We start from the raw sequence: 23,349 nt of genomic DNA on the forward strand, positions 1-23,349 counted from the left end.
TAGAGATTTAAATGGATAAGACATTGCAATTAGCGGTGGTTGGCGCTGCTCATGGTGTTAACGGTGAGGTGCGTGTGAAATCCTTTGCTCATCCGCCACAAAATCTTGCCCTTTACGATCCGTTGTATGACGAAGCAGGTCGTTCTTATCATTTATGTTCTTATAGACTGCAAAAAGACCTATTGATCGCTCGTTTTGAAGGGGTGAATAGCCGTGAAGCGGCTCAAATTTTGAATGGCGTTACGCTTTATATCCATCGCGATCAATTGGCCGATGATTTGGGTGAAGATGATGTTTATCAAACTGATTTGATTGGCCTTAGCGTTCAAGATGAGTTAGGGACAGATGTCGGGCGAATTTGCGGTTTTTATAATTTTGGTGCTGGCGATATTGTTGAGTTAGATCTTGTTTCTGGAAAAAAGCAAATGATTCCTTTTAGTAAAGCAGCGGTACCTGTGCTGGATCATGTCCGCGGATTAGTAATGATTGATCGGTTGGCGGCAGGGCTTGCTGTAGAAGAAGAGGATAAGAAGCCGCCTTCTCAAAGTGAGGAGAGATAATGGCCTTTTGCGCCAATATTCTTACGTTATATCCGGAAATGTTTCCTAGCGTTTTGGGTCAATCCATGGCTGGGCGGGCTTTGGAAGAAAAGATTTGGTCGTTCCACTGTGTGCCGATTCGCGCTTTTGCTCAGGATAAACATCGTAGTGTCGATGATACACCAGCTGGGGGTGGGGCGGGTATGGTGCTGCGGGCTGATGTATTGGCGGCCGCGATTGATAGTGTGAAGGCGCCCTATCCGCGCCTATTATTAAGTCCACGCGGCCGGCCTTTTGATCAGGCAATGGCTCGATCTTTGTCTGAAGTTGGTGGTGTTACATTGATTTGCGGCCGTTTTGAGGGTGTGGATGAGCGCGTCATTGCAGCGCGTAATCTTTGTGAAGTATCAATTGGGGATTATATTCTATCAGGGGGTGAAGTAGCAGCTTTGGTGATTTTAGATGCGATTGTTAGGCTGTTACCAGGCGTAATGGGTAATAGCCAATCAGGGCTCTATGAAAGTTTTGAGGGCCACCTTTTAGAACATCCACATTATACAAAGCCGCAATCTTTTGAGGGGGCGTCGATACCAGCTATATTGAGCTCAGGTAATCATCAAGCCATTGCGAAATGGAGGCAGGAACAGGCAGAGGCCATTACTAAGGTGCGGCGTCCTGATCTTTATGCCCGCTATCTTAAGGCGCGGGATGGTGCTTGATTTTGGTTATTGAATCATATATGAGTTAGCCAATTTCAAGGCTTTGCTTTGGATAATAAGCTTTCAGGATGGGTGAGAAAGCGCCTTATCCCGATCCAAGAATGAAGAAATAGTATACCGCTCCTGCTGAGGTTGCTCAGCAAACCTTTAGTGAAATTTACGAGGATCTGCGAGCGCTCTGGCTATTTGAGAAGAATGTGAAGGGATTTGCTATGAACATTATTGCGCAACTTGAAGCCGAACAATGCGCTAAGATCGAAGAAAAACGTCAATTGCCAGCTTTTCAGCCTGGGGATACGGTACGGGTTTTGGTACGTGTGACAGAAGGCACACGGACTCGGATTCAAGCTTATGAGGGTGTGTGCATTGCTCGTTCGGGCGGCGGTTTGAATGAAACCTTCACGGTGCGTAAGATTTCTTATGGCGAAGGAGTGGAGCGAGTTTTTCCTGTTTATTCTCCTTTGGTTGAAGGGGTGGAAGTGGTGCGTCGCGGTAAAGTAGGTCGTGCAAAGCTTTACTATTTGCGTGGGTTGACGGGTAAGGCCGCGCGTATCGCCGAGAAAAAGGATTTTCGTAAAAAAACGACTACTATTACTGCTCAGACACCTAAAGATGGTGTCTAGAACTAGTAAAGTGCATTAATTTATTTTAAGGTAGCGGCCCTCTGTGGGCCGTTTTCATGTCTGGTATAGTTTAAGGCGTTAAGAAATTTTTTGTCCGGTTTTTGCCCAGTCACTGCTGAACGTTTCTAGCCCTTTATCGGTAAGGGGGTGGGTAATAAGTGTTTTTAAAATAGCGGGGGGAATGGTGGCGACATCGGCGCCTAAAAGGGCAACATCTTTTATGTGATTGATACTGCGGATAGAGGCAGCAAGGATGCTGGTGGTAAAGGCATAGTTGTCAAAAATGGTACGGATTTCGCCGATAAGATCTACTCCATTGAGGCCAATATCATCTAGTCGGCCGATGAATGGCGAAACAAAGCTGGCACCAGCTTTGGCAGCTAGTAAGGCTTGATTTGCAGAAAAGCATAGGGTCATATTGGTTTGAATGCCTTGCGTGACAAGGCTTTTGCAGGCTTTTAATCCATCTAAGGTAAGGGGTAATTTGATGCAGATATTTGGGGCAATTTCCTTTAAAATAAGGGCTTCTTTCATCATATCGGCATAGGTGGTAGCAACCACTTCTGCAGAGACAGGGCCTTCGACAACGGCGCAAATTTCTCTGAGAATCTCCAGCATATCACGCCCAGCTTTTAAAATAAGCGAGGGGTTGGTGGTGACGCCATCGACTAGTCCAAGAGCATTTAGGTTTTTTATTTCTTCTATATCGGCAGTATCAATAAAAAATTTCATTGTTCTCTCCATGGTTAAGCATAGAGTTTGATTATTGCTTTTATTGCTTTGCTTGGCTAGACTTTTCTTTTTAAATAATGTTCTTGCTTAAAGGGGTATCGGGTCGGCGGTGCGTGGGAATGGATCAGTATAAAAAGCGAGGGCATGAGTTATTGGACGGGGCTTCTTATGCTCCTTCATTTGGGCCTTTATCTTATAGAGCAGCGGCGGTTTGGGTACCGATACCGGTTGCTATTGCCTATCATTATCAAATCCCTGCCCCAGTGTCTTCTAGGCTGGATTCTGATATTGTAGCAGGCAATGTGGTTCGGGTGCCCTTGGGCCGGCGGGAAGTAGTGGGTCTTGTGATCGCTGTTGACACGGTGGCCGTGGATCAATGGCATAAATTACGCCCTATTATAGAAGTGTTACCAGTCCCGCCCTTAACTGCTGTTTTTCGGCGATTTTTAGCTTTTGTTGCTAATTATACTCTTACCCCGCCAGGCCTTGTAGGCCAGATGGCGGTACGTACTTGTCAACATTTGCGTCACGTTCCCGTTGCGATGGGGCTTTGTTGTCGTGCAGGTGATTTGCCTGCTGGTCTAGCAATGACGAGCGCTCGTGCCCGCGTTTTAGCTATGGTGGGAGATGGGGTATGGACGAAGAGCGGTCTAGCTCAAGCCGCGGGTGTTTCGCCTTCAGTTTTGGAGGGCTTAAAGGCGGCTGGCGTTTTACTTGATGCTCCTTTGCCTGTTTCCGCCGCGGTAGCGCCGCCACAAGCAGATTTTCAAGAGCCTCATTTAGAGCAGCAACAAAAAGTGGTGGCAGACCAGCTTAAAGAGGCAGTTCACAAGAAAGTTTTTACATGTTTTTTACTGAATGGCGTAACCGGATCGGGTAAGACAGAAGTCTATTTTGAGGCGGTAGCCCAAGCTTTAAGGGAGGGGCGACAAGTATTGATTTTGTTGCCAGAGATTGCTTTGACAGAGCAGTTTATTACTCGTTTTTCTCAGCGCTTTGGCGCTCCACCCGCAGCTTGGCATTCGGATTTAGCAACGCGGACTCGGGCTCGTATTTGGGAACAAGTGGCTTTAGGGCAGATACGCGTTGTGGCGGGGGCTCGCTCAGCCTTATTTTTACCATTTCAAGATCTCGGCTTGATTGTTGTCGATGAAGAACATGATAGTGCTTATAAACAGGAAGAGCGGGTTTTTTACAATGCCCGCGATATGGCTGTGGCGCGTGCTTCCTTTGGGGGGGCTCCAGTAGTTCTTGCCTCAGCTACGCCGTCTTTGGAAAGTCGCGTGAATGTGCTTTTGGGGCGTTATCGTGGGCTTTATTTAACAAATCGGTTCAAAGCAGTGGCTTTGCCAACTTTGCAAGCGATTGATATGCGCAAACATGCACCAAAAGCGGGGAAATTTATTTCGCCACCTCTTCAAAGGGCGATGGCAGCGTGCTTAAAAAGGGGCGAACAATCTTTATTGTTTTTAAACCGGCGCGGCTATGCACCGCTGACTTTATGTCGCGTGTGTGGTCACCGGTTTCAATGCCCTAATTGTGTGGGTTTTTTGGTTGAACATCGGCAACGTCAGCAGCTTTTATGTCACCATTGTGGTTACCACCAGCCCGTCCCTGACTTTTGTCCCCAATGTGGCACTATGGATCATTTAGTGGCCTGTGGGCCTGGGGTAGAACGTATTGCCGAAGAAGTACAGGGGCTTTTTCCTCTAGGCCGTCTTTTGGTTTTATCAGTTGATAAAGGCACTGGGGTGAAAGGTTTGCGTCAGGAATTGGCTTCGGTCGCTAGCGGGGAAGTGGATATTATTATCGGCACCCAATTGGTGGCGAAGGGGCATGATTTCCCGTTGATCTCGTTGGTAGGAGTAGTAGATGCCGATTTAGGACTCGCCCATGGAGATCCGCGTGCCGCGGAGCGTACTTTACAGCTTTTAGCACAGGTAACGGGGCGAGCGGGGCGGCATGGTTTGGTGAGTGAGGGGTTGATTCAGACATACCAGCCAGAGCATCCGGTACTCAAAGCTATTATATCGGGGGATCAAGAGCTATTTTATCAACGAGAAATGAGTGAGCGGGCTCGCTATCAATTGCCACCTTATGGGCGGATGGCAGCACTTATTATTTCTGCTGAACAGCGAGAAGTGGCTGAGACTTATGCCACAGCTGTACGCAGAGCAGCGCCTTCGCATCCAGATATTACATTGCTAGGTCCAGCAGAAGCGCCCTTAGCGCTGTTGCGGGGGCGCTATCGTTTCCGCTTGCTTATTCAGGCCCCACGCGCGGTTGATATACAAAGCTTTATCCGTACTTTATTGGCGGGGGCGCCTAAAAAGGGTACCGGGGTTTCTGTGCAGGTGGATATTGATCCGCAAAGCTTTTTATAACGGCTGGTTCAATAGTGTAAAAGAGATATAACCGTGTAGCGCTCCTTTTGCTATATGATGCCAAAGCGCCTTTAAATCCAAAACCTGCTAAAGGGGGACGAAGTTTAATTTTATGCTTCTCCCGCATTGAAACAGGGGATTTATGAAATAGTCAATCATCTCATCATGTTTATCGGTAATATAAGCTCGTGTAGCGCCTCTTCAGTAGGATCGATCATGCGATTGCGAGGCATTGCAAATTTATGTGATGAGTAATTATCAAAAACTTGCTTTAGTTTAAATTTATTATTCTGAAAATTTTGATAATAATTTTATGTGTTTATATGACACATAAAATTATTATTTATATATCATATAAAGCATAATAATCTCATATATTATATTTATTAATTTTTATTAATATATGATTATATATTAATATTCATTTGAATTTAAAATAAATTTTTAGGTTTTATATTATAAGTTATAATAAATTCACATTGTTGTTATTTGTGACAATTATATAAAAATGGTACGTTAAGAAGATATTTCTCAATAGTTGTGAGTGTGGTATGGTGCAAGCTCTTATAGGGTTTTTTTCATATCTTTTACGTATAGTTTTAACGTTAGCGATTTTCTTTAACCAAACAAACATTGCTGGCTCAGTGGGTTTGGTGATCAAGGATTTTCGCACCGATATGGGTGCGGATGAGAACAGCGGCCCAAAGCAGAGAAATTTTAGTGATTGGGTCTTAGGTGTAGGCCCAAGCGCTCTTGACCGTGCTGGAGAGGCTGGCGTCAAAAAACTATTTCCTAAAAGCTCAGCGCGTCTTAATTTTGGGTTTGAAGGAAGCAAGCTTAGTGGTTCAGGCGATGTGTTTCTGCCGTTAATTGACACAGCTAAGCAATTGACCTTCATGCAGCTTGGGTTACGCTCTTCCCCCTTTATTGATGATAAACAACGTTGGATCGGTAATTTTGGGATTGGGCAGCGCTGGTTTCCTTACGCGCTTGGTCAATATCCCGATGATGCCCAATATAGTAGCGGCTCGCTAATGTTGGGTTATAATGCTTTTTTCGATCACGACTTCAGCCGCGGCCATAACCGCGGCAGCTTAGGGCTGGAGTTACAAAAGGATTGGGTAGCATTAGCTTCTAATTATTACATGCCCTTATCGGGTTGGAAGGATTCTGGTATTGATGTACCAGGGATTGAGATTGGTTGTGATGCGCAACTTGGTTGTACAAATATTGCTTTTCAGGAACGGCCGGCGGCCGGCTTTGATATTGCTGCTAAAGCTATCTTGCCTACATATCGGCAAATCGCTTTCAATGGAAAATTTAGTCAATGGTTTGGAGAGCAAGTAGGTCTTGGCGGCAAAATAAATGGGCAGAAAGATCCGCAGATTTGGAGCTACGGTATTGAATATACGCCTGTTCCTGCTTTGCGCTTTGCCTTTGATCAGCAGTTAGGTAGTGATAATTTTCGTAAAAGCACTTTTAGTGCCGGCTTGCATTATGTCTTTGGTGTACCTTGGAAGAGTCAGTTCTCGGCGTCTAAAGTACAAGACTTATCGCCTGTTGGGCAAAGCCGCTACGAGTTTGTGAATCGAGAAAACAATATTATCCTTGAATACCGCCATGAAGCTCTTTCAGTTCGCTTGAACCAACCTGAGAAGTCTTATGCTTTAGGGGATTCAATACCTCTTAGGCTTTCCATATCGTCAGCTACGCCTATTACTAAGGTTGATTGGCATGTTGATGTCCCTTCAGGAACCATCACATCAACAAGCCCAACGAGTAATGAAGCAAGCTTTAAACCTAAGGATGTTGGGACTTACCACATTTTTGCATTGGTAAGCAATAAGCAAGGAGAGCAAGCGCAATCTAATACCATTACTATTGAGGTAAGCCATGACTATAGTCTGGAGTTTGAAGGGACTGATGGCACCATTGGCAAGGGGGAAACGAGTAAAGCCTTTACAGTGAGCCTTTTTGATGGTGGCAAGCTTGCTAAAGGAGCTGAGACGCAGCAGGTACGATTTAGCTTAGAGCAAAAGGATACACCGATTGCCCGTATTGCTGGCGAAGAGAGGGATAGCAAAGTTGTTAGCTTTGAGGCTGATGGTAAGGCTAGTGTTACATTAGAGCCTATGCTTGCTGGTACGGTGACTTTAAGTGCGACGCTCATGTCTGATCGCAGAGTACATACTCAAGTGGAGGTTAAGGTAGCGGCTAGTCATAGTTTGACTTTTGATGGAGCGACAGGGGCTATTAACCAGGTTGGCTTGAAGCTGGGTGTGCAGGCTCAGGCTTATCAAGTGACCCTTTTGAACCATGGCAAGGGTGAGAGCGCTCAGCCCATTAGCTTTACGGTGGAGGGAGGCGCGACCCTTAGCGCTAAGGAAGGTAAAGCTGGTAATTCATCATCATTAGATGTGGTGACGGGGTCTGATGGGTCTGCGCGGGTTTATCTAACGCCGACAGAGGCTGGTCCTATCAAGTTGCATGCACAATGGAAGGGTGGCACGGCAGAAGATAAGGCTGAAGCTGAGTATACAATCACCGTAAGCCATGACTATAGTCTGGAGTTTGAAGGGACTGATGGCACCATTGGCAAGGGGGAAACGAGTAAAGCCTTTACAGTGAGCCTTTTTGATGGTGGCAAGCTTGCTAAAGGAGCTGAGACGCAGCAGGTACGATTTAGCTTAGAGCAAAAGGATACACCGATTGCCCGTATTGCTGGCGAAGAGAGGGATAGCAAAGTTGTTAGCTTTGAGGCTGATGGTAAGGCTAGTGTTACATTAGAGCCTATGCTTGCTGGTACGGTGACTTTAAGTGCGACGCTCATGTCTGATCGCAGAGTACATACTCAAGTGGAGGTTAAGGTAGCGGCTAGTCATAGTTTGACTTTTGATGGAGCGACAGGGGCTATTAACCAGGTTGGCTTGAAGCTGGGTGTGCAGGCTCAGGCTTATCAAGTGACCCTTTTGAACCATGGCAAGGGTGAGAGCGCTCAGCCCATTAGCTTTACGGTGGAGGGAGGCGCGACCCTTAGCGCTAAGGAAGGTAAAGCTGGTAATTCATCATCATTAGATGTGGTGACGGGGTCTGATGGGTCTGCGGGGTTTATCTAACGCCGACAGAGGCTGGTCCTATCAAGTTGCAGGCACAATGGAAGGGTGGCACGGCAGAAGATAAGGCTGAAGCTGAGTATACAATCACCGTAAGCCATGACTATAGTCTGGAGTTTGAAGGGACTGATGGCACCATTGGCAAGGGGGAAACGAGTAAAGCCTTTACAGTGAGCCTTTTTGATGGTGGCAAGCTTGCTAAAGGAGCTGAGACGCAGCAGGTACGATTTAGCTTAGAGCAAAAGGATACACCGATTGCCCGTATTGCTGGCGAAGAGAGGGATAGCAAAGTTGTTAGCTTTGAGGCTGATGGTAAGGCTAGTGTTACATTAGAGCCTATGCTTGCTGGTACGGTGACTTTAAGTGCGACGCTCATGTCTGACAAAAGAGTACATACTCAAGTGGAGGTTAAGGTAGCGGCTAGTCATAGTTTGACTTTTGATGGAGCGACAGGGGCTATTAACCAGGTTGGCTTGAAGCTGGGTGTGCAGGCTCAGGCTTATCAAGTGACCCTTTTGAACCATGGCAAGGGTGAGAGCGCTCAGCCCATTAGCTTTACGGTGGAGGGAGGCGCGACCCTTAGCGCTAAGGAAGGTAAAGCTGGTAATTCATCATCATTAGATGTGGTGACGGGGTCTGATGGGTCTGCGCGGGTTTATCTAACGCCGACAGAGGCTGGTCCTATCAAGTTGCATGCACAATGGAAGGGTGGCACGGCAGAAGATAAGGCTGAAGCTGAGTATACAATCACCGTAAGCCATGACTATAGTCTGGAGTTTGAAGGGACTGATGGCACCATTGGCAAGGGGGAAACGAGTAAAGCCTTTACAGTGAGCCTTTTTGATGGTGGCAAGCTTGCTAAAGGAGCTGAGACGCAGCAGGTACGATTTAGCTTAGAGCAAAAGGATACACCGATTGCCCGTATTGCTGGCGAAGAGAGGGATAGCAAAGTTGTTAGCTTTGAGGCTGATGGTAAGGCTAGTGTTACATTAGAGCCTATGCTTGCTGGTACGGTGACTTTAAGTGCGACGCTCATGTCTGACAAAAGAGTACATACTCAAGTGGAGGTTAAGGTAGCGGCTAGTCATAGTTTGACTTTTGATGGAGCGACAGGGGCTATTAACCAGGTTGGCTTGAAGCTGGGTGTGCAGGCTCAGGCTTATCAAGTGACCCTTTTGAACCATGGCAAGGGTGAGAGCGCTCAGCCCATTAGCTTTACGGTGGAGGGAGGCGCGACCCTTAGCGCTAAGGAAGGTAAAGCTGGTAATTCATCATCATTAGATGTGGTGACGGGGTCTGATGGGTCTGCGCGGGTTTATCTAACGCCGACAGAGGCTGGTCCTATCAAGTTGCAGGCACAATGGAAGGGTGGCACGGCAGAAGATAAGGCTGAAGCTGAGTATACAATCACCGTAAGCCATGACTATAGTCTGGAGTTTGAAGGGACTGATGGCACCATTGGCAAGGGGGAAACGAGTAAAGCCTTACAGTGAGCCTTTTTGATGGTGGCAAGCTTGCTAAAGGAGCTGAGACGCAGCAGGTACGATTTAGCTTAGAGCAAAAGGATACACCGATTGCCCGTATTGCTGGCGAAGAGAGGGATAGCAAAGTTGTTAGCTTTGAGGCTGATGGTAAGGCTAGTGTTACATTAGAGCCTATGCTTGCTGGTACGGTGACTTTAAGTGCGACGCTCATGTCTGACAAAAGAGTACATACTCAAGTGGAGGTTAAGGTAGCGGCTAGTCATAGTTTGACTTTTGATGGAGCGACAGGGGCTATTAACCAGGTTGGCTTGAAGCTGGGTGTGCAGGCTCAGGCTTATCAAGTGACCCTTTTGAACCATGGCAAGGGTGAGAGCGCTCAGCCCATTAGCTTTACGGTGGAGGGAGGCGCGACCCTTAGCGCTAAGGAAGGTAAAGCTGGTAATTCATCATCATTAGATGTGGTGACGGGGTCTGATGGGTCTGCGCGGGGTTTATCTAACGCCGACAGAGGCTGGTCCTATCAAGTTGCATGCACAATGGAAGGGTGGCACGGCAGAAGATAAGGCTGAAGCTGAGTATACAATCACCGTAAGCCATGACTATAGTCTGGAGTTTGAAGGGACTGATGGCACCATTGGCAAGGGGGAAACGAGTAAAGCCTTTACAGTGAGCCTTTTTGATGGTGGCAAGCTTGCTAAAGGAGCTGAGACGCAGCAGGTACGATTTAGCTTAGAGCAAAAGGATACACCGATTGCCCGTATTGCTGGCGAAGAGAGGGATAGCAAAGTTGTTAGCTTTGAGGCTGATGGTAAGGCTAGTGTTACATTAGAGCCTATGCTTGCTGGTACGGTGACTTTAAGTGCGACGCTCATGTCTGATCGCAGAGTACATACTCAAGTGGAGGTTAAGGTAGCGGCTAGTCATAGTTTGACTTTTGATGGAGCGACAGGGGCTATTAACCAGGTTGGCTTGAAGCTGGGTGTGCAGGCTCAGGCTTATCAAGTGACCCTTTTGAACCATGGCAAGGGTGAGAGCGCTCAGCCCATTAGCTTTACGGTGGAGGGAGGCGCGACCCTTAGCGCTAAGGAAGGTAAAGCTGGTAATTCATCATCATTAGATGTGGTGACGGGGTCTGATGGGTCTGCGCGGGTTTATCTAACGCCGACAGAGGCTGGTCCTATCAAGTTGCATGCACAATGGAAGGGTGGCACGGCAGAAGATAAGGCTGAAGCTGAGTATACAATCACCGTAAGCCATGACTATAGTCTGGAGTTTGAAGGGACTGATGGCACCATTGGCAAGGGGGAAACGAGTAAAGCCTTTACAGTGAGCCTTTTTGATGGTGGCAAGCTTGCTAAAGGAGCTGAGACGCAGCAGGTACGATTTAGCTTAGAGCAAAAGGATACACCGATTGCCCGTATTGCTGGCGAAGAGAGGGATAGCAAAGTTGTTAGCTTTGAGGCTGATGGTAAGGCTAGTGTTACATTAGAGCCTATGCTTGCTGGTACGGTGACTTTAAGTGCGACGCTCATGGCTGATCGCAGAGTACATACTCAAGTGGAGGTTAAGGTAGCGGCTAGTCATAGTTTGACTTTTGATGGAGCGACAGGGGCTATTAACCAGGTTGGCTTGAAGCTGGGTGTGCAGGCTCAGGCTTATCAAGTGACCCTTTTGAACCATGGCAAGGGTGAGAGCGCTCAGCCCATTAGCTTTACGGTGGAGGGAGGCGCGACCCTTAGCGCTAAGGAAGGTAAAGCTGGTAATTCATCATCATTAGATGTGGTGACGGGGTCTGATGGGTCTGCGCGGGTTTATCTAACGCCGACAGAGGCTGGTCCTATCAAGTTGCAGGCACAATGGAAGGGTGGCACGGCAGAAGATAAGGCTGAAGCTGAGTATACAATCACCGTAAGCCATGACTATAGTCTGGAGTTTGAAGGGACTGATGGCACCATTGGCAAGGGGGAAACGAGTAAAGCCTTTACAGTGATTTTTTTTGATGGTGGCAAGCTTGCTAAAGGAGCTGAGACGCAGCAGGTACGATTTAGCTTAGAGCAAAAGGATACACCGATTGCCCGTATTGCTGGCGAAGAGAGGGATAGCAAAGTTGTTAGCTTTGAGGCTGATGGTAAGGCTAGTGTTACATTAGAGCCTATGCTTGCTGGTACGGTGACTTTAAGTGCGACGCTCATGTCTGACAAAAGAGTACATACTCAAGTGGAGGTTAAGGTAGCGGCTAGTCATAGTTTGACTTTTGATGGAGCGACAGGGGCTATTAACCAGGTTGGCTTGAAGCTGGGTGTGCAGGCTCAGGCTTATCAAGTGACCCTTTTGAACCATGGCAAGGGTGAGAGCGCTCAGCCCATTAGCTTTACGGTGGAGGGAGGCGCGACCCTTAGCGCTAAGGAAGGTAAAGCTGGTAATTCATCATCATTAGATGTGGTGACGGGGTCTGATGGGTCTGCGCGGGTTTATCTAACGCCGACAGAGCTGGGTCCTATCAAGTTGCATGCACAATGGAAGGGTGGCACGGCAGAAGATAAGGCTGAAGCTGAGTATACAATCACCGTAAGCCATGACTATAGTCTGGAGTTTGAAGGGACTGATGGCACCATTGGCAAGGGGGAAACGAGTAAAGCCTTTACAGTGAGCCTTTTTGATGGTGGCAAGCTTGCTAAAGGAGCTGAGACGCAGCAGGTACGATTTAGCTTAGAGCAAAAGGATACACCGATTGCCCGTATTGCTGGCGAAGAGAGGGATAGCAAAGTTGTTAGCTTTGAGGCTGATGGTAAGGCTAGTGTTACATTAGAGCCTATGCTTGCTGGTACGGTGACTTTAAGTGCGACGCTCATGTCTGATCGCAGAGTACATACTCAAGTGGAGGTTAAGGTAGCGGCTAGTCATAGTTTGACTTTTGATGGAGCGACAGGGGCTATTAACCAGGTTGGCTTGAAGCTGGGTGTGCAGGCTCAGGCTTATCAAGTGACCCTTTTGAACCATGGCAAGGGTGAGAGCGCTCAGCCCATTAGCTTTACGGTGGAGGGAGGCGCGACCCTTAGCGCTAAGGAAGGTAAAGCTGGTAATTCATCATCATTAGATGTGGTGACGGGGTCTGATGGGTCTGCGCGGGTTTATCTAACGCCGACAGAGGCTGGTCCTATCAAGTTGCATGCACAATGGAAGGGTGGCACGGCAGAAAGATAAGGCTGAAGCTGAGTATACAATCACCGTAAGCCATGACTATAGTCTGGAGTTTGAAGGGACTGATGGCACCATTGGCAAGGGGGAAACGAGTAAAGCCTTTACAGTGAGCCTTTTTGATGGTGGCAAGCTTGCTAAAGGAGCTGAGACGCAGCAGGTACGATTTAGCTTAGAGCAAAAGGATACACCGATTGCCCGTATTGCTGGCGAAGAGAGGGATAGCAAAGTTGTTAGCTTTGAGGCTGATGGTAAGGCTAGTGTTACATTAGAGCCTATGCTTGCTGGTACGGTGACTTTAAGTGCGACGCTCATGTCTGACAAAAGAGTACATACTCAAGTGGAGGTTAAGGTAGCGGCTAGTCATAGTTTGACTTTTGATGGAGCGACAGGGGCTATTAACCAGGTTGGCTTGAAGCTGGGTGTGCAGGCTCAGGCTTATCAAGTGACCCTTTTGAACCATGGCAAGGGTGAGAGCGCTCAGCCCATTAGCTTTACGGTGGAGGGAGGCGCGACCCTTAGCGCTAAGGAAGGTAAAGCTGGTAATTCATCATCATTAGATGTGGTGACGGGGTCTGATGGGTCTGCGCGGGTTTATCTAACGCCGACAGAGGCTGGTCCTATCAAGTTGCATGCACAATGGAAGGGTGGCACGGCAGAAGATAAGGCTGAAGCTGAGTATACAATCACCGTAAGCCATGACTATAGTCTGGAGTTTGAAGGGACTGATGGCACCATTGGCAAGGGGGAAACGAGTAAAGCCTTTACAGTGAGCCTTTTTGATGGTGGCAAGCTTGCTAAAGGAGCTGAGACGCAGCAGGTACGATTTAGCTTAGAGCAAAAGGATACACCGATTGCCCGTATTGCTGGCGAAGAGAGGGATAGCAAAGTTGTTAGCTTTGAGGCTGATGGTAAGGCTAGTGTTACATTAGAGCCTATGCTTGCTGGTACGGTGACTTTAAGTGCGACGCTCATGTCTGACAAAAGAGTACATACTCAAGTGGAGGTTAAGGTAGCGGCTAGTCATAGTTTGACTTTTGATGGAGCGACAGGGGCTATTAACCAGGTTGGCTTGAAGCTGGGTGTGCAGGCTCAGGCTTATCAAGTGACCCTTTTGAACCATGGCAAGGGTGAGAGCGCTCAGCCCATTAGCTTTACGGTGGAGGGAGGCGCGACCCTTAGCGCTAAGGAAGGTAAAGCTGGTAATTCATCATCATTAGATGTGGTGACGGGGTCTGATGGGTCTGCGCGGGTTTATCTAACGCCGACAGAGGCTGGTCCTATCAAGTTGTTGCAGGCACAATGGAAGGGTGGCACGGCAGAAGATAAGGCTGAAGCTGAGTATACAATCACCGTAAGCCATGACTATAGTCTGGAGTTTGAAGGGACTGATGGCACCATTGGCAAGGGGGAAACGAGTAAAGCCTTTACAGTGAGCCTTTTTGATGGTGGCAAGCTTGCTAAAGGAGCTGAGACGCAGCAGGTACGATTTAGCTTAGAGCAAAAGGATACACCGATTGCCCGTATTGCTGGCGAAGAGAGGGATAGCAAAGTTGTTAGCTTTGAGGCTGATGGTAAGGCTAGTGTTACATTAGAGCCTATGCTTGCTGGTACGGTGACTTTAAGTGCGACGCTCATGGCTGATGAAACGGTGAAGAGCAACATAGATGTTACCATTGAGCCTAATTATAGCTTGACTTTTACCGGAGAGGGACGAGGGATTAACCGCAGCAGATTGTCTATGGGTTCAAAGAATGCGCAATATGAGGTGCAACTTTTGGATCATGGCATTCCTCTGTCAAATCAGGCAATTACCTTTACGGTGGAGGGAGCTACTTTGAGCGGTGGCTACTCTGATAAGGATGAATCTTTGCTAAAGACAAGTACTGCATCCAATGGGAAAGCATGGGCTTATCTGACGCCAACACGGACTGGTGATATTAAGCTATACGCAGAGTTTATGGACGAGACGTCAGGAGAGCATCTTACCGCTGAGTATAAAATCATAGTAGGCTATAGTCTGGAGTTTGAAGGGACTGATAGCACCATTGGCAAGTACGAGAGGAGTAAAACCTTTACAGTTACCCTTCTTGATGGTGGCGAGCCAGCTGCTGAGGGGCAGCAGGTACGATTTAGCTTAGAGCAAAAAGAGCATAAGGATAGGCCGATTGCCCGTATTGCTGGCGAAGAGACGGATAGCAAGGTTGTTAGCTTTGGCGCTGATGGTAAGGCTAGTATTACATTAGAGCCTATGCTTGGGGCTACGGTGACTTTAAGTGCGACGCTCATGTCTGATGAAAAGGTGAATAGCAAAATAGATGTTACCATTGAGCCTAATTATAGCTTGACTTTTACCGAAGAGGAAAGAGGGACTAACCGTAGAAGATTGCCTATAGGTTCAAAGAGTATGCCATATCATGTGCGACTTTTGGGTCATGGCATTCCTCTGCCGCATCAGGTCATTACCTTTACGGTGGAGGGAGCTACTGTGAGCGGTGACTACTCTGTTAAGGATGATTCTTCACTAAGGGTACTTACATCCGATGGGGAGGCAGGGCTCTATCTGACGCCAACACGGACTGGTGATATTAAGCTATACGCAGAGTTTATGGACGAGACGTCAGGAGAGCATCTCACCGCTGAGTATAAAATCATAGTAGGCTATAGTCTGCAGTTTGAAGGGACTGATAGCACCATTGGCAAGGGGGAAACGAGTAAAACCTTTACAGTTACCCTTCTTGATGATGGCGAGCCAGTTGCTGAGGGGCAGCAGGTACGATTTAGCTTAGAGCAAAAAGATCATAAGGATAGGCCGATTGCCCGTATTGCTGGCGAAGAGACGGATAGCAAGGTTGTTAGCTTTGGCGCTGATGGTAAGGCTAGTATTACATTAGAGCCTATGCTTGGGGCTACGGTGACTTTAAGTGCGACGCTCATGTCTGATGAAAAGGTGAATAGCAAAATAGATGTTACCATTGAGCCTAATTATAGCTTGACTTTTACCGAAGAGGAAAGAGGGACTAACCGTAGAAGATTGCCTATAGGTTCAAAGAGTATGCCATATCATGTGCGACTTTTGGGTCATGGCATTCCTCTGCCGCATCAGGTCATTACCTTTACGGTGGAGGGAGCTACTGTGAGCGGTGACTACTCTGTTAAGGATGATTCTTCACTAAGGGTACTTACATCCGATGGGGAGGCAGGGCTCTATCTGACGCCAACACGGACTGGTGATATTAAGCTATACGCAGAGTTTATGGACGAGACGTCAGGAGAGCATCTCACCGCTGAGTATGACATTCATGTTGCTGATTATCATCTGGAAGTCATCCAATCTTTACCAGATAATTTTAAGTACGCAGATACAAAACCCTTTGTTGTTAAGCTTTTTGAGGGTTCTACTCCCGTAGCAAATCAAGCGATTACATTTGGTGCTCCAGAGGAAATGGGGGAATGGGATTCTAACTCTGTTGAAACGAATGATAAGGGTGAGGCAAGGGCGGAATTTAAGGCTCTTTTTCTTGGAGAGGGAACTGTTGCGGCCAAAATTTCAGCTTTCTGTGGAAATGCAAAAGTAGAACAGGATGTCAAAATATCCCCCCCCGATAATTATACGCTAGAATTTACGTGTTCTGATGGTTCTGATTGTAACAAAATAATTGATACCTCTGATGAGCCGTTACATTTTGAGTTAAAGGGTGATGGAAAGCCGATTAAAGGGCAGAAAATTGAAGTGCAGACGGTGTGGCCTATTGATGAGAATCGCGCTAATATTACTCAACCAATCAACTTGACTGATGATCAAGGGCAGACGGAAGGAGCAATAAGTAAGGCTGATGGAGGGGCAGGACATGTTGACTTACAGGCAAGCTGGTTTAACGCAACAGCTAAGAAAAGCTATGCATCTAGAAAGGTTTCCATCCTCGTCATGGCAAAATACAAACTCTCTTTTACAAGAGCCCCATATTCAAGCATGTATCTAGGCGATACAGGCCAATTCACTGTGAAGTTATACAATGAAGAAACCGATAAGCCCGTTAAGGGTGAACTTTTAGATTTCGACTTTGACGAAAATGGAAGAGAAGAATGCCGCTACCTCTCGCCGCGTATAATAACTAACAACGATGGCGAGGCACCGCAGTCTTATATTTGTGGAGAAATATCTCCCTATACTCCAGCGCAAGGAATCCCAATACAAATAAAATTATATTTTCAACCAGGTGGCCATTATCTTGCTGATTTGAGCTCCCAAACCATAACGTTTCATGGTTCCCCATGGTGATTAACTTTATCTGTATCTGCATTTATCAGCATGCGGCCACAGGAAAAAGGGGTTGATATGATGGGGTAAGGGGCGGTTCGTAAAAATTGGATCGCTGGAGGGCATGTTGACCTACAGGCAAGCTGGATTAATCCAAAAACTGGTAGAATCTTTAAATCTGGAACGGTTCCCATGTTTGTTGAGGAAGAATATAAAATGCAATACAAAGATCCTACGGACTTCTGGGTAAATGTTATCCATCAGCCAGCCGTTTCCTATACAATCTATGCTCAACTCTACAATAAAAACCCCGATAACCCCATTGAAGGGGAAACTGTAGATTTTATGGTTGGTCCTAAAGGAGAGTCATACTGTTCTTTCTTTCCAGCTCAAGGAAAGACCGATGCATCTGGCTGGGTTCAGATGACTATTACATGTGGGAACCCTGATCTTCCAATGGGCTCGGCTGTTTCGACACAGCTTTATTTTGGGAATCAAATGATGTCTGATACCTTTTATGAAGAAGATATATGGATTAGGGTTTGCAAATTTTGCTGACGATAACAGGGGTAGCAAAGTTGTTGCCTTTGGAGCTGATGGTAAGGCTAGTGTTACATTAGAGACTATTATTTTGGGGATACGGTGACTTTAAGTGCGACGCTAGTGTCTAATGGAACGGTGAATACTCAAGTGGAGATTAAGGTTGCGGCTGGTCATAGTTTGACTTTTGATGGAGCGAACGGGGATATTAACCAGAGGGCCTTGAAGATAGGAGCACAGGCTCAGGCCTATCAAGTGACCCTTTTGAACCATGGCAAGGGTGAGAGCGCTCAGCCCATTAGCTTTACGGTGGAGGGAGGCGCGACCCTTAGCGCTGAAGGTCATAAGGTTGGTGATAAATCTTCAATAAGTTAAGAAGATATAAGGGGTTCACGTTTGTTTATCTAGCGTCGATACGGGCTGGTGATATTAAGCTATACGTAAAATGGATGGACCAGACGTCAGGAGATCCTATTGAAGCTAAGTATGACATTCACGTAGACCATGCTTATCACCTCTCATTCTACAACAGCGATGTCTTGAAGTTTCGAGAGAAAAAGCCACATTCGCTAGCCTTTTGGATGGCCGCATATCCATAGAGGGTGAAACAGTAACATTTAAAGTAATTGATGAGAGCATGGTAAAAATCGTTTCTTCCCCTTTTGCTAAAACCGATGGCGATGGCAGGGCAGAGGTAGACTCATTCGATATAGATATAGGAGCAAATAGAGTTGATCTTTCACATATATTAATTTTGTTTGAAAACCTAATAATAAACAGTTATATAAGTAACTTCACTACAGATTGACTATCAACTAAAAATTGAATGTCATAGGCTTCAGTGTGCAGCTGAACCAGCTAAAGCCTAAGATTTTTGGCTTTTTATTTAGGGCGTTTCCTTTATCTTTCTGGCTATGTGTGCTAAAAATTATAAAAAATCGCGGGGATTAGTAAAAACCCTGCTCTTGTGGTTGCACCTTGAATTTGTCTGTGCTAGATGCCAATAAGTTTACTGGTCGATAGAGCGAAACGCTGGGTGTTATATAACTTAAGATAGCGTTTTAGATAGATTCTATAATCAGGCCGTATTTAAGTCCGTTGGCCGTGAAATGAATCGGCCGTAGAGGTAGGAAAGAGCAGAAAGAGATAGATCGTGGCAAAAACCGCTTCGCTAACCTCACCTGTTGCACAGCGTTATGCGGCCTCGCTTTTTGATTTGGCGCAGGAGGCTAATGCGGTTGATGCGATTGAAGGTGCTTTAGATAACTTATTGCGCTTAATTAAGTGCAGCGAAGATTTACGCCGCTTGATTATGAGCGCTACTTTCTCAAAGACACAGCAGGCTGAGGCAATGAAGGCAGTTGTGGCGAAGTTTTCATTTACAAAAAATGTAGCGCATTTGGTTGGAAACTTTTGTCAGGTATTAGCTGCCAATCGGCGCCTTTTTCTTTTGGTAGATTGCATTCATGTGTTTAAGAGGTTGGTAGCTGCTTTGCGGGGCGAAGTTGTCGTAGAGGTAACCGCGGCTCAGTCTTTAAACGCATCGCAAGAAAAGGAATTAAAGACCGCTTTGCAAGAAGCGGCGGGCAAAGACGTGCGTTTGCATATTACTGTTGACTCATCAATTTTGGGTGGGCTTATTGTTCGCCTTGGATCAAAGCAAATTGATACGTCGCTCATCACTAAATTGTCTAGGCTTAAGCTTGTACTGAAAGAGGTCGGCTGATGGATATTAAACCGTCGGAAATTTCAAAAATCCTGAAAGAAAAAATTAAAAATTTTGGTCAAGAGGCTGAAGTTTCGGAAGTAGGGCAGGTGCTATCGGTGGGCGATGGCATTGCCCGTATATATGGTTTGGATCGTGTGCAGGCTGGTGAAATGGTTGAGTTTTCCAGCGGCGTGCGGGGCATGGCTTTAAACCTTGAAGCTGATAATGTTGGCGCGGTTATTTTTGGGTCGGATCGCGATATTGCTGAAGGCGACGTCGTGAAGCGAACGGGCGCGATTGTTGATGTGCCAGTTGGCCCTGAATTGTTAGGCCGTGTCGTTGATGCTCTTGGAAATCCTATTGATGGTAAAGGCCCGATTGCTGCTCGTGAGCGCCGGCGGGTTGATGTGAAAGCACCAGGGATTATCCCCCGTAAATCAGTTCATGAGCCTATGTCTACAGGGTTGAAGGCAGTGGATGCCTTGATTCCAGTTGGGCGGGGACAACGTGAATTGGTAATTGGGGATCGTCAAACGGGAAAAACTGCTATTTTGCTTGATACATTCCTTAATCAAAAGCCTGTTCATGATCATGGACCAGAGAAGGATCGGCTTTTTTGTGTATATGTAGCGATTGGCCAAAAACGTTCGACTGTCGCGCGCTTTGTGAAGATTTTAGAAGAACGTGGTGCACTGGATTATTCCATCGTGGTGGCGGCTACTGCTTCTGATCCTGCCCCTATGCAGTTTTTAGCACCGCTTGCTGGTTGTGCGATGGGGGAATATTTCCGCGATAATGGGCAACATGCCTTGATTGGCTATGATGATCTATCCAAACAAGCGGTGGCCTATCGGCAGATGTCACTTTTGTTGCGTCGCCCGCCTGGCCGTGAAGCCTACCCTGGTGATGTGTTTTATCTACATTCGCGTCTTTTAGAACGAGCTGCTAAGTTGAATGATGAAAACGGTGCGGGTTCGTTGACAGCTTTGCCCGTGATTGAAACCCAAGCTAACGATGTGTCAGCTTATATCCCTACGAATGTGATTTCAATCACTGATGGGCAAATTTTCTTAGAAACTAATTTGTTTTATCAAGGGATACGTCCAGCGGTTAATGTAGGGCTTTCTGTTTCTCGTGTGGGGTCAGCTGCACAAATTAAAGCTATGAAACAGGTGGCGGGATCTATTAAAGGAGAGTTGGCGCAATATCGAGAGATGGCGGCATTTGCACAATTTGGTTCAGATCTTGATGTCTCGACTCAGCGTTTGCTTAACCGAGGGGCGCGTTTGACCGAGCTTTTGAAACAGCCGCAGTTTTCGCCGTTGAAAACTGAAGAGCAGGTGGCAGTGATTTTTGCAGGCGTTAACGGGTATTTGGATCAAATTGCAGTGGAAACTGTAGGGAAATTTGAACAAGCTTTGTTGAGTCTTTTGCGTAGCGAGCATAGAGATGTTTTGGATGCGATTGCTGAGCAAAAGCAGATAACAGATGAGATTAAGACAAAATTGGTAGATATTATCAGCAATTTTGCGAAAAATTTTGCGTAAATTTAAAGGAATGAGATGGTTTCATGCCCTCGTTAAAAGACCTTAGAGACCGGATCGCCTCGGTTAAGGCGACGCAAAAGATTACTAAAGCAATGCAAATGGTTGCTGCTGCAAAATTGCATCGCGCCCAAGAAGCAGTGCAAGCGGCACGGCCTTATTCTCAGAGGATGAGTGCAGTTTTAGCCAATATTACGCACAATGTGGCGGCAGAAGATGCCCCGCGCTTGATGAAGGGTACGGGGCGTGATGATAGGCACCTTGTTGTGGTTTGCACTGCTGAACGGGGGCTTTGTGGCGGGTTTAATGCACAAATTGCGCGGGCGGCACGCGACCATATTCGTAAGCTTTTGGGTGAAGGGAAGGATGTAAAAATCATCACTGTGGGGAAAAAGGGTGCTGATATTCTGCGCCGCGATTTCCAAAATCTTATGGTTGATCATGTCAATTTGCGCAACGTGAAGCAAATTGGCTTTCACGAAGCCCAATTGATTAGCCAGAAGATTCTGGCATTATTTGCCCAAGATGTATTTGATGTGTGTATACTCTTTTATTCAGAATTTATTTCGGTAATTAATCAAAAGCCTACATCTTTGCAGATTATTCCAGCTGTGGCCTCAGCAGAGGCATCAGATTCCAATGCTCTTTATGAATATGAACCCGATGCGGTAACAATTCTTGATGATTTATTGCCGCGCAATCTTTCAGTACAGATTTTTCGGGCTTTATTGGAAAATGTAGCCGGTGAGATGGGTGCTAAAATGAGTGCTATGGATAATGCGACGCGTAATGCTGGTGAGATGATTAATAAATTATCAATTACCTATAACCGGCGGCGGCAAGCGCAGATTACCACCGAATTGATCGAAATTATTGCGGGCGCTGAAGCGCTCTAAAGTGGAAGGTAAGGATCGATGGCAAAAGCGGCGACCTCAAAAAAGACAGATATGAAGACAGATGTAGCACAAAAGGTGCAATTTAGCCTTGATTTGCAAAAGGGTACTAATGGACGCATTAAGCAGGTCATTGGTGCAGTGGTGGATGTACAATTTGATGAGCCATTGCCTAAGATTCTCAACGCTTTAGAAACTGAAAATCTGGGCAATCGGTTGGTTTTAGAAGTGGCTCAGCATCTGGGCGAAAATATTGTACGCACTATTGCGATGGATAGTACCGATGGTTTAGTGCGTGGTCAAATGGTGGTTGATACAGGAGGGCCTATTGCTGTTCCTGTTGGGGAGGCTACCTTAGGGCGAATCCTCAATGTAGTTGGAGAGCCAGTTGATGAAGTAGGGCCTATCGCTCATGATAAAATTCGAGCGATTCACCAGCCAGCGCCTGAATATGTAGAACAATCAACTGAATCAGAAATTCTAGTAACTGGGATTAAGGTTGTGGATCTTTTGGCCCCTTATGCTAAAGGCGGGAAGGTTGGCCTTTTCGGCGGTGCGGGCGTTGGAAAAACTGTTTTGATTATGGAGCTGATTAATAACATCGCTAAGGCTCACGGAGGTTATTCAGTTTTTGCTGGCGTGGGAGAGCGGACACGTGAAGGGAACGATCTTTATTATGAAATGATCGAAAGCCGCGTGAATGTAAATCCACGGGAAAATGGTGGATCAACTGAAGGGTCAAAATGCGCGCTTGTTTATGGCCAAATGAATGAGTCGCCGGGTGCGCGGGCGCGGGTGGCCTTGACAGGCTTAACCATTGCCGAAAGTTTCCGCGATGAAGGGCAAGATGTTTTGTTCTTCGTTGATAATATCTTTCGTTTTACACAAGCAGGTTCTGAAGTTTCAGCTTTGTTGGGGCGGATCCCTTCTGCAGTAGGATATCAGCCTACATTAGCAACCGATATGGGTGCTTTGCAGGAGCGCATCACCACCACAACTAAAGGCTCAATTACCTCGGTACAAGCGGTCTATGTGCCCGCTGATGACTTAACAGATCCAGCGCCAGCTACGTCTTTTGCCCATTTGGATGCAACCACTGTTTTGTCGCGTTCTATCGCTGAAAAAGGGATTTATCCCGCAGTGGATCCTCTTGATTCTTCTTCACGGCTTTTGGATCCGCTCGTTGTAGGCGAAGAGCATTACGCCGTAGCGCGGCAAGTGCAAACCATTTTACAAAGCTATAAATCTTTACAAGATATTATTGCCATTTTGGGAATGGACGAACTTTCAGAAGAGCAAAAACTTACCGTATCTAGAGCCCGTAAGATTGAGCGCTTTTTGTCGCAACCATTTCACGTGGCGGAAGTGTTTACTGGTGCACCTGGGAAGCTGGTTTCTCTTGAGGATACGATCAAAGGCTTTAAAGGTTTGTGTGCTGGTGACTATGATCACTTGCCGGAAGCAGCTTTTTATATGGTGGGCTCAATTGAAGAAGCCATGGAAAAAGCTCAACGTATGGCAGCAGAGGCAGCTTAGTGGGGCTATAAAGGCCTCCTGAGCTTTTAAGATAATGCAAATGGCATTAGAGATATGTCGGTGGCACGCCGTATC

16 protein-coding genes and 1 pseudogene are annotated in these 23,349 nt (G+C 46.6%); 16 read left to right on the plus strand and 1 reads right to left on the minus strand.

What is annotated here, in order from left to right:
• Positions 1-11: 11 nt before the first annotated feature.
• The 3 genes from rimM to rplS all read left to right on the plus strand — a co-directional run bounded on the left by rimM (position 12) and on the right by rplS (position 1,881).
• On the plus strand, positions 12-560 hold the full coding sequence (rimM, locus tag ACK28X_RS10240) for a ribosome maturation factor RimM (RefSeq protein ID WP_412058856.1): 549 nt from the start codon (positions 12-14) through the stop codon (positions 558-560).
• Positions 560-1,258 (plus strand): tRNA (guanosine(37)-N1)-methyltransferase TrmD, encoded by a 699-nt coding sequence (gene trmD, locus ACK28X_RS10245; RefSeq protein WP_412058857.1) that lies wholly within the window; start codon positions 560-562, stop codon positions 1,256-1,258. Before rimM ends, trmD begins: the two co-directional genes overlap by 1 nt.
• Positions 1,259-1,470: 212 nt before the next feature.
• Entirely contained in the window at positions 1,471-1,881 is a 411-nt protein-coding gene (gene rplS, locus ACK28X_RS10250) for a 50S ribosomal protein L19 (RefSeq protein WP_412058858.1), read from the plus strand.
• 78 nt (positions 1,882-1,959) lie between these two features.
• Here rplS and fsa read toward each other — a convergent pair whose 3' ends face one another.
• Entirely contained in the window at positions 1,960-2,613 is a 654-nt protein-coding gene (fsa, locus tag ACK28X_RS10255; protein ID WP_412058859.1) for a fructose-6-phosphate aldolase, read from the minus strand.
• Positions 2,614-2,732: 119 nt separating this feature from the next.
• Here fsa and ACK28X_RS10260 point away from each other — a divergent pair, with 119 nt between their 5' ends.
• The 13 genes and pseudogenes from ACK28X_RS10260 to atpD form a co-directional block, all read left to right on the plus strand.
• On the plus strand, positions 2,733-4,997 hold the full coding sequence (locus tag ACK28X_RS10260) for a primosomal protein N' (protein ID WP_412058860.1): 2,265 nt from the start codon (positions 2,733-2,735) through the stop codon (positions 4,995-4,997).
• Positions 4,998-5,548: 551 nt separating this feature from the next.
• Entirely contained in the window at positions 5,549-8,113 is a 2,565-nt protein-coding gene (locus tag ACK28X_RS10265) for an inverse autotransporter beta domain-containing protein (protein ID WP_412058861.1), read from the plus strand.
• Positions 8,114-8,139: 26 nt separating this feature from the next.
• Positions 8,140-9,603 (plus strand): hypothetical protein, encoded by a 1,464-nt coding sequence (locus ACK28X_RS10270; protein ID WP_412058862.1) that lies wholly within the window; start codon positions 8,140-8,142, stop codon positions 9,601-9,603.
• Positions 9,600-10,157 (plus strand): hypothetical protein, encoded by a 558-nt coding sequence (locus tag ACK28X_RS10275; protein ID WP_412058863.1) that lies wholly within the window; start codon positions 9,600-9,602, stop codon positions 10,155-10,157. Before ACK28X_RS10270 ends, ACK28X_RS10275 begins: the two co-directional genes overlap by 4 nt.
• Entirely contained in the window at positions 10,069-12,798 is a 2,730-nt protein-coding gene (locus ACK28X_RS10280) for a hypothetical protein (RefSeq protein WP_412058864.1), read from the plus strand. The genes ACK28X_RS10275 and ACK28X_RS10280 overlap by 89 nt, the downstream gene beginning before the upstream one ends.
• Positions 12,764-17,074 carry a hypothetical protein gene (locus tag ACK28X_RS10285; RefSeq protein ID WP_412058865.1) on the plus strand — a complete coding sequence of 1,437 codons (4,311 nt, stop codon included), beginning with the start codon at positions 12,764-12,766 and terminating at the stop codon, positions 17,072-17,074. The genes ACK28X_RS10280 and ACK28X_RS10285 overlap by 35 nt, the downstream gene beginning before the upstream one ends.
• A gap of 171 nt (positions 17,075-17,245) precedes the next feature.
• A complete protein-coding gene (locus tag ACK28X_RS10290) occupies positions 17,246-17,611 on the plus strand; it encodes a hypothetical protein (RefSeq protein ID WP_412058866.1) in 366 nt (121 codons plus the stop codon).
• Between the two features lie 84 nt (positions 17,612-17,695).
• Positions 17,696-17,968 carry a hypothetical protein gene (locus ACK28X_RS10295; protein ID WP_412058867.1) on the plus strand — a complete coding sequence of 91 codons (273 nt, stop codon included), beginning with the start codon at positions 17,696-17,698 and terminating at the stop codon, positions 17,966-17,968.
• Between the two features lie 202 nt (positions 17,969-18,170).
• Positions 18,171-18,401 carry a hypothetical protein gene (locus tag ACK28X_RS10300; RefSeq protein WP_412058868.1) on the plus strand — a complete coding sequence of 77 codons (231 nt, stop codon included), beginning with the start codon at positions 18,171-18,173 and terminating at the stop codon, positions 18,399-18,401.
• 345 nt (positions 18,402-18,746) lie between these two features.
• On the plus strand, positions 18,747-19,319 hold the full coding sequence (locus ACK28X_RS10305; protein ID WP_412058869.1) for a F0F1 ATP synthase subunit delta: 573 nt from the start codon (positions 18,747-18,749) through the stop codon (positions 19,317-19,319).
• On the plus strand, positions 19,319-20,848 hold the full coding sequence (gene atpA / locus ACK28X_RS10310; RefSeq protein ID WP_412058870.1) for a F0F1 ATP synthase subunit alpha: 1,530 nt from the start codon (positions 19,319-19,321) through the stop codon (positions 20,846-20,848). Before ACK28X_RS10305 ends, atpA begins: the two co-directional genes overlap by 1 nt.
• A 23-nt stretch (positions 20,849-20,871) precedes the next feature.
• The gene (locus tag ACK28X_RS10315) at positions 20,872-21,741 is read left to right on the plus strand and encodes a F0F1 ATP synthase subunit gamma (protein ID WP_412058871.1); all 870 of its coding nucleotides are present in this window, start codon (positions 20,872-20,874) and stop codon (positions 21,739-21,741) included.
• Between the two features lie 96 nt (positions 21,742-21,837).
• Positions 21,838-23,274, plus strand: a pseudogene (gene atpD, locus ACK28X_RS10320) (F0F1 ATP synthase subunit beta); the annotation flags it as partial.
• Positions 23,275-23,349: the final 75 nt, after the last annotated feature.

The organism is Bartonella sp. DGB2, assembly GCF_046843095.1.
Lineage (GTDB): Bacteria > Pseudomonadota > Alphaproteobacteria > Rhizobiales > Rhizobiaceae > Bartonella.